This window comes from Pseudomonas sp. HMWF021, assembly GCF_003061005.1.
In the GTDB taxonomy this organism is placed as follows: Bacteria; Pseudomonadota; Gammaproteobacteria; order Pseudomonadales; family Pseudomonadaceae; genus Aquipseudomonas.
In genome coordinates this window covers 52,233-59,774 of the sequence record NZ_QAIK01000055.1, presented here as the reverse complement: position 1 = coordinate 59,774, position 7,542 = coordinate 52,233, and the positions used below count along the sequence as shown (strand labels likewise).

Annotated in this window: 7 protein-coding genes; all 7 read right to left on the bottom strand. The window is 60.8% G+C overall.

Annotation, left to right across the window (positions count from 1 at the left end):
* Positions 1-197 precede the first annotated feature (197 nt).
* Complete coding sequence (gene araH, locus DBR18_RS07570) at positions 198-1,166, bottom strand: L-arabinose ABC transporter permease AraH (RefSeq protein ID WP_027612371.1); 969 nt, start codon at positions 1,164-1,166, stop codon at positions 198-200.
* Positions 1,167-1,178: 12 nt separating this feature from the next.
* Positions 1,179-2,723 carry an L-arabinose ABC transporter ATP-binding protein AraG gene (gene araG / locus DBR18_RS07565; RefSeq protein WP_108589878.1) on the bottom strand — a complete coding sequence of 515 codons (1,545 nt, stop codon included), beginning with the start codon at positions 2,721-2,723 and terminating at the stop codon, positions 1,179-1,181.
* Between the two features lie 33 nt (positions 2,724-2,756).
* A complete protein-coding gene (locus DBR18_RS07560; RefSeq protein WP_108589877.1) occupies positions 2,757-3,761 on the bottom strand; it encodes a substrate-binding domain-containing protein in 1,005 nt (334 codons plus the stop codon).
* Positions 3,762-3,900: 139 nt separating this feature from the next.
* The gene (locus DBR18_RS07555) at positions 3,901-4,719 is read right to left on the bottom strand and encodes an SDR family oxidoreductase (protein ID WP_108589876.1); all 819 of its coding nucleotides are present in this window, start codon (positions 4,717-4,719) and stop codon (positions 3,901-3,903) included.
* A gap of 270 nt (positions 4,720-4,989) precedes the next feature.
* Positions 4,990-5,865 (bottom strand): SMP-30/gluconolactonase/LRE family protein, encoded by an 876-nt coding sequence (locus DBR18_RS07550; RefSeq protein ID WP_108589875.1) that lies wholly within the window; start codon positions 5,863-5,865, stop codon positions 4,990-4,992.
* 135 nt (positions 5,866-6,000) lie between these two features.
* Positions 6,001-6,717 carry a FadR/GntR family transcriptional regulator gene (locus DBR18_RS07545; RefSeq protein WP_108589874.1) on the bottom strand — a complete coding sequence of 239 codons (717 nt, stop codon included), beginning with the start codon at positions 6,715-6,717 and terminating at the stop codon, positions 6,001-6,003.
* A 192-nt stretch (positions 6,718-6,909) separates the two neighbouring features.
* On the bottom strand, positions 6,910-7,470 hold the full coding sequence (locus DBR18_RS07540) for a DUF1285 domain-containing protein (RefSeq protein WP_108589873.1): 561 nt from the start codon (positions 7,468-7,470) through the stop codon (positions 6,910-6,912).
* Positions 7,471-7,542: the final 72 nt, after the last annotated feature.

Genomic DNA, 7,542 nt, shown 5'->3' with positions numbered 1-7,542 from the left:
GTCTAATCATGTACAAAGTGATACCCGAAACGGGCGCGGGCGGGCAAGGGAAATTTTGGGGAAGGTGACGAGAGGCGGGAGAACGGCGCGATCTATTGTGGGAGTGAGCCTGCTCGCGATGACGTCGGTACATCCAGCAACGATGTGACTGAAAGGACGCTATCGCGAGCAGGCTCACTCCTACATGGGAATGCGGTTTACCGTTGTTTCAGGCGATCGATGACGACGGCCAGCAACAGAATCGAACCGCGAATCACATACTGATAAAACGTGTCGATGTTCTTCAGGTTCATCGCATTCTCGATGATCGCCAGAATCAGCACCCCGGCAATCACGTGGCGGATCATGCCGATCCCGCCGCTCAACGACACCCCGCCCAATACGCACGCCGAGATCACGGTCAATTCGAAACCCTGGCCGATCATCGGCTGCCCGGAAGTCATGCGCGAGGCCAGTATCACCCCGGCCAGCGCACCGATCACGCCGTGCACGGCGAAAATGATGATCTTGGTCCGGTCGACGTTCACCCCGGCAAGCAACGCCGCTTCCTGGTTACCGCCGATGGCCATGGTGTTGCGCCCGTAGGTGGTGTAGTTCAGCAGCCAGCCGAAAAACAGGAAGCAGACGATGGTGATCAGGATCGGCACCGGCACGCCGAACAACTGGCCGTTGCCGAAAACGAAGAATGATTCCTGCGACACGCCCACCGCTTTGCCGTTGGCAAAAATGTAGGCCAGGCCACGAACGATCTGCATGGTCGCCAGCGTGGTGATCAGCGCGTTGACCCGCAGCTTGGCAATCACGATGCCGTTGATCAGCCCGACAATCAGGCCCATCACCAGCGCCGCGCTGACGCCGAGGAACACGCTGTTGGTGTCGCGCATCACCACTGCCGCCACCACCCCGGCGCAGGCGATCACCGAACCCACCGACAGGTCGAAATGCCCCGACGCCAGGCAATACAGCATGGTGCACGCGGCAATGCCGGTGGTGGAAATCGCCAGCCCCAGCCCCCGCATGTTCAGTGGCGAGAGGAAGTTGTCGATCAGCAAGGTGCAGGCGACGAAGATGCCAATGGCCGCCAGCAGCATGACCCAGTCATCGAGGAAGCGCCGCAGGTCCAGCGGTTTGCGGGGAGTCGGCAACGCCTTGTTTTGGATGGTCATCATGTTCACCTCTCAGTTCGCCACGCCGTCAGCGCGATGGCGCGGCAAAGCCAGTTGCAACAGGTTGGATTCATTGGCCTGGTCGCGGCTGACTTCGCCGCGCAACGCGCCTTCGCAGAGCACCAGAATGCGGTCGGAAATGCCCATCACCTCCATCAGGTCGCTGGACACCACGATCACCGAAATACCGTCGGCGGCCAGGTTATGGATGATCTGGTAGATCTCGGCTTTGGCGCCGATGTCGATGCCGCGAGTCGGCTCGTCGAGCAGCAGCACCTTCATCGGCATCGACAGCCAGCGCCCGAGAATGGCCTTCTGCTGATTGCCGCCGGAGAGGAATTTGATCGGCTGACCGGCGTGCGGAGTTTTGACTTTCAGCGCCTTGATCTGCTTGTCGGCGTTGCCCTTCTCCCACAGCCCGCGCAGCAGGCAGCCGAGGCTGGCATTGGCGCCGCGCGCGCTGATGTTGATGTTCTCGGCGACGCTGGCCAGCGGGATGATTCCCTCCTTCTTGCGGTCCTCGGGGCACAGCAGGATCCCGGCGGCAATCGCATCACGCGGTGAGCGCAACTTCAATTCATGCCCGCGCAATTCGAGGCGCCCGGCGGTGTTGCGTTCAAGCCCGCTGAGCAAGCGAAACAGCTCGGTGCGCCCGGCCCCGACCAGACCAAACAAGCCGAGAATCTCGCCCTTGTGCGCCTCGAAACTCACCGGCTCACGCAGCCCCGGGCCGAGCAAACCGTCGACCTTCAACGCCACCGCGCCGCGTGGACGACTGCGGTAATCGTAGATGTCCTGAATGTCGCGCCCGACCATGCAGGTCACCAGTTGATCGTGGGTCAACTGGCTCATGTCATCGAAGGTGCGCACGTAACGGCCGTCCTTGAACACCGTCACCGCGTCGCAAATGCGGAACACTTCTTCCATGCGATGGGAGACGTAGAGCACCACTTTGCCCTCATCGCGCAAGCGGCTGATGATCGCCATCAAACGGTCGATTTCGCGGGCCGAGAGGCTGCTGGTCGGCTCATCGAAAGCGATCACATGCGCGCCACGGGACAGCGCCTTGGCGATTTCCACCAGTTGCCGCTGGCCGAGCGACAGGCGCCCGACCTTGGTCTGCGGATCGATTTCATCGGCCAGCCCCTTGAGGCAGGCCAGGGCGTTCTGGCGCAGCACGCCACGATTGATCAGGCCGAAACTGGCCGGCAGATGACCGAGAAACAGGTTCTCGGCCACGCTCATTTCCGGCACCAGATGCAGCTCCTGGTGAATCACCGCGACGCCGTTGCCAATACTGTCGGCGGTCGACTTGAAGGCCATGGTCTGCTCGCCGATCTGCAACTCGCCACTGCTGGGAATGTAGGCGCCGCCAAGAATTTTCAGCAGCGTCGATTTGCCAGCGCCGTTCTCGCCCATCAAGGCGTGTACCTGCCCCGGATGGGCGACGAAGCTGATGGCGTCCAGCGCCTTGACCCCGGGAAAGGTCTTGCCGATCCCGTTGAAGCGCAGGCTGCCGCCGGCGCTGCTTTCATGTGTGTGTACTTGCGCGTGCATCTGAGTCACCTCTTCACACCGATCGAGCAGCCATCAATTCCACAGGCCGATTTTTTCCAGCTCTTGCTTGAAGTTCTCGCGGGTGATCAGGGTGACGTCGTCCATCGCCGTGTATTTCGGCGGTTCTTTGCCAGTGGTGACCCACTCGTACATCATCTCGGCGGTCTTGTAGCCTTCGATGTGCGGGCTTGGCAGCATCGAACCGAAGAAACCGCTGTTGGGCTTTTTCAGTTCGCCAATGGCGTCGGTGCCGTTGATGCCGATACCGATCACGTTGGCGGCGGCAAACCCTGCCGCTTCGGTGGCGCGCACGCCGCCCAGCACCGTGTTGTCGTTCATGCCGCCAATGATCAGGTTCTTCGCCGCACCGGGCAGCTTGACCAGCGCCGAGTTGGTGGCGTCCATGCTGCCCGGTACGTCGAGGGTTTTCAGGGCGGCAGTCAGGATGTGGTCTTTCGGCAGGCCGGCGTCTTCGAGCGCCTTCATCGAGCCGTCGGTGCGCTTCTTGCCGGTGTCGAGTTCGTTGTAGGTGTTGACCACCGCGTAGGTGTCTTTCCAGTCCCAGTTGCGTTTCTTCGCTTCGGCGACCATCGCGTTGCCCTGTTTCTGGCCAACTTCGAATGCGGCCATGCCGAGGTACGGCACGTCTTCCATGAACTTGCCGCTGGCGTCGACGAAACGGTCGTCGACGGCGATCACTTTCAGGTCATTGAGCTTGGCTTTGGCCATGATCGCCGGGCCGAGCGAGACATCCGGCGGGCAGATCACGAAGCCCTTGGCCCCATTGGCGGCGAGGCTGTCGATGGCCGAGAGGGTTTTCTCGCCGTCCGGCACGGCGATCTTGATCAGTTCGAAGCCTTTGTCCTTGGCCGCTTTTTCAGCGAAGGCCCATTCGGTCTGGAACCACGGCTCTTCAGCCTGCTTGACCAGAAAACCGATTTTCACGGTGTCGGCAGCCAGCAGCGTACTGCTCAGGCTGAACGCGGTGACCGCCAGCGCGGCACTGCACAAGGTACGAATCCCGAAACGACGTTTCATAAGCTGACTCCTTGTTATTTTTCTTGAGCAAATTAAACAGCTTGTGGCGTGACACGTACTGCTGCAAAGCCTGTGAAAATAGTCATATCGTATGATGATTGGATTTCAGGCGGACTTCTGCGCTGCAAACCCGATCCGTTCAGTCGTGGTACATCACCGAACGTCCACCATCGATGGTGATGCACGAGGCGTTGATGAACGGCGCTTCATCACTGGCCAGAAACACGGCGGTCATCGCCACTTCGATCGGCTGGCCGATGCGTTTCGGCGGGTGCAGATCAAAGGCGCGCTGACGCTCGGCGTGCGGGTCGGCAAAACCGTTCCAGTAATCGACGTTCAGTTGCGTCTCGATGTAACCCGGGGCGATGGCGTTGACCCGAACGCCCTTGGACGCGTACTCGATGCCCAGCGCCCGGGTCAGCCCCAGCAGGCCGTGCTTGGCCACCGGATACGGGAAGCAGCCGGGAATGATGTGGGTGGAATGGGTCGAGGCGATGTTGATGATGCTGCCGACACCCTGCTCGATCATCTGCGGCAACACGGCTTTGCAGCCGTACCAGGCGCCGTCCAGGTCAATGGCGAAGCAGCGACGCCAGTCTTCTTCGGTCATTTGCAGCGGGTCGCGGAACACGTTGACCCCGGCGCAGTTGACCAGCACGTCGATGCGCCCGTGCAGTTCGATCGCCAGTTCGGCCATGGCGTGCAAATCTTGCTGGCGCGAGACGTCGGCCTTGATCGCCTGCACGTCGGCCCCCTGCTCGCGCCAGTGAGCGGCGACCTTCTCGACTTTTTCCGCCTGAATATCGCTGATCACCAGTTTGGCCTGCTGCGAGGCGAAGGTAGCAACGATGGCTTCGCCGATGCCTTGAGCGGCGCCGGTCAGCAATACGACTTTGTTTTTCAGACGCTCACCCTTCGGCGGCGCGGGCACCGGCGGCAAGGAAAGAGGTTCAGCCATGGATCAGGACTCCTGTTCGTAAGCACAAAAAAACCGGGCATCTGACGATGTCCGGTCTGGAAGACTGTGAAAACAAAACAGGCAGGCGCGGCGAGCGACACCGGGCCGTTGCGAGACGCTGACTCCGTTACGGAGTGCGATAGAGATTCGCTGCATCACTTCACCTGTTTTGTTCTTTTTAAGTGTGAGTGCGTGTTACTGCTGGAGCCGACTATAAACCCGACCACCAAATAATCTCAATATATAATTTTGCATCCCATATTTTGGGATTCAACCTGCAAAGCGAGTGCACAACTTGCCGGGCACATCGACCCGCATCGACAACAGCGCGCCATCCAGTGGATGGTTGTGCGGACTCTGGGCGCTGGTGATGTACAGGGTTTTCAAGCCTTCGCCGCCGAATACGCAACTGGTCGGGCGGCTGACGGGCAGATCGATCTTGCGGTCGATTTGCCCTTCGGGCGTCAGACGCAGCAGGCAGCTGCCGTCCCAGCGGGCATTCCACACGTAGCCTTCGGCGTCCATCGCCGAGCCGTCCGGGCCGCCGTTCTGGTCAGGACCGTACCAGCGGTTGGCGACATCGAGATTGCCATCGGTGTGAATGAAATAGCGATTGAGTGCCCCGTCGAGGCTGTCGCCAAACAGCAGCGTGGTGCCGTCATCGCTCCACAACAGTGTGTTGGGAATGCCCAGGCCGCGCAGCAACGGCGTGACGCGCTGATCGGGATCGATACGGAACAGACCACCGGAGCGGCGCACCACCGGCAGGTCTTCGCCGTGGTCACCGATGTTGTTTTGCATGGTGCCGAGCCACAGCCGACCCTGAACGTCGCAGCGCGCTTCGTTGGGCCGATTGCCCGGTTGCGGGTCGGCGATGCAGAACAATGTCAGGCGTGGCTCCAGACCCGGTGAGTCGAGATCCAGACGATAGACGCCGCTGCTCAGGGTCACCAGCGCATCGCCGCTGGCACACGGGATGAACGCGGAAACGTGCTCGGGCATCTGCCAGATCTGCACGTTGTTGCCGATCAGCCGCAACGCCTGTTTGCCGGCGATATCGACCCAGTACAGCGCCTGGGTGGGGGCGTCCCAGAACGGGCCTTCGCCGAGTCTGGCGCGGTGTTGGGTTACGGCGGTCCAGCTCATGGCAACTCCTTGGTTCTTGTGGCTTTTACTGTGGGAGCGGGCTTGCTCGCGAAAGCGGAGTGTCAGTCAAAGGCGGCGTGTCTGATACGCCGCCTTCGCGAGCAAGCCCGCTCCCACAGGGGAATTTAGGCTTTGTCAGCTGGCTTTTTTGTCGGCCATCACCTGCGGGTAAAAACGCTTGATCGCGAGGTCTGCGTTGTCGATCAGGGTCATGCAGGCCCATACGCCGCGCGCGGAGTCACGGGCGGCGATGGCGTCGGCCATGTCTCTGTGGATCGGCAAGGTTCGACGCAGTTCATCGGGGTCAGCGGCGCTGACTTCAAACGACACGGCCAGCAACGCGCCGAGGGCCGGAACCATTTGCTCGATGAACTGGTTATGGCTGGCGGCCAGAATGCATTCGTGGAAGGCCTGGTCGGCGCGGTTGTAATCAATGCCGCTGTCGACCGCCCGTTCCAGCGCGTTACAGGCCAACTGCACCGCCTGGATCTGCTCCAGAGTGGCGCGCTCGCAGGCCCAGCGCACGGCCATCGGTTCGATGGTGCGGCGCAAATCGAGCAAGTCATCGACGAAGTTTTCCGGCAGGCCATTGCGCGAGAGCCAACCGACGACCTGCGGATCGAACAGATTCCAGCGCCGCACTGGTAATACGCGGGTGCCGACTTTTGGCCCGACTTCGAGCAGGCCTTTGGCGACGAGCGTCTTGATGGCTTCGCGGATCACGGTGCGGCTGACACCGAGCTGTTCACCCAGATCCGCCTCGACCTTGATCGCCTGCCCCGGCTTGACGTGACCGGCGGCAATCCAGCTGCCTAGCCAATCGACCGTTGATGCATGAAAGCTGCTGGACATGAAGACCTCAAAGCGCCTAGCGATGGGTGTTCACGCTAATGATCATATGATTAACAGTCAATCGGGATTTTCTGCTGAAACATAAACCCCTGTAGGAGCGAGCCTGCTCGCGATAGCGGTGGAACAGTCAATGTTGATGGTGACTGACACACCGCTATCGCGAGCAGGCTCACTCCTACAGGGGGATTGTGATCAAGGCTCGAGGCCGATGCGGAAGAACTCGCCGCCGCTCCAAACGCCCAACCAGCGCTGCCCGTCGATTTCGCGGCTGACCGCCAGTTCCACCAGTTGGTAAAACACGTTGCGGTGAATCAGCGCTTCGAGGTTGGTACGCACATGCACGTAAGGCGCAGGTTCCTGAGTGGTCGGGTCGATCTCGACGCGGATCGGATGTTCCGGCCCGGCTTCGGCCGTTTCTTCGACATTGGTAGTGAAGCGCAGCATCTGCGCCTCACCCTCGCCTTCAACTTCCACGGCAATCGCCACGAACGGCGCGTCGTCAACCTTGATCCCGACCTTCTCGACCGGGGTGATCAGGAAATAATCATCGCCGTCGCGGCGAATGATGGTGGAGAACAGCTTGACCATCGGCTTGCGCCCGATCGGCGTACCCAGGTAATACCAGGTGCCGTCACGGGCGATGCGCATGTCGATGTCGCCGCAGAAGTCCGGGTTCCACAAGTGCACCGGCGGCAGGCCTTTGGTTTTGGGGATCTGTCCCAACAGGTCATTGGCTTTTTGCGGGCCACTCATGGCGTACTCCTTGGCTTATTGGTCGCCGACTCCCAGCAGGCTGCGTGCGTATTGCGCCAGCGGCGGGCCGAT

What these genes read in the sequence shown, in the direction of transcription:
- DBR18_RS07550 (WP_108589875.1), bottom strand. Translation starts at nt 5,865, where the DNA reads ATGAGCTGGACCGCCGTAACCCAACACCGCGCCAGACTCGGCGAAGGC.
- DBR18_RS07545 (WP_108589874.1), bottom strand. Translation starts at nt 6,717, where the DNA reads ATGTCCAGCAGCTTTCATGCATCAACGGTCGATTGGCTAGGCAGCTGG.
- DBR18_RS07560 (WP_108589877.1), bottom strand. Translation starts at nt 3,761, where the DNA reads ATGAAACGTCGTTTCGGGATTCGTACCTTGTGCAGTGCCGCGCTGGCG.
- araH (WP_027612371.1), bottom strand. Translation starts at nt 1,166, where the DNA reads ATGACCATCCAAAACAAGGCGTTGCCGACTCCCCGCAAACCGCTGGAC.
- DBR18_RS07540 (WP_108589873.1), bottom strand. Translation starts at nt 7,470, where the DNA reads ATGAGTGGCCCGCAAAAAGCCAATGACCTGTTGGGACAGATCCCCAAA.
- araG (WP_108589878.1), bottom strand. Translation starts at nt 2,723, where the DNA reads ATGCACGCGCAAGTACACACACATGAAAGCAGCGCCGGCGGCAGCCTG.
- DBR18_RS07555 (WP_108589876.1), bottom strand. Translation starts at nt 4,719, where the DNA reads ATGGCTGAACCTCTTTCCTTGCCGCCGGTGCCCGCGCCGCCGAAGGGT.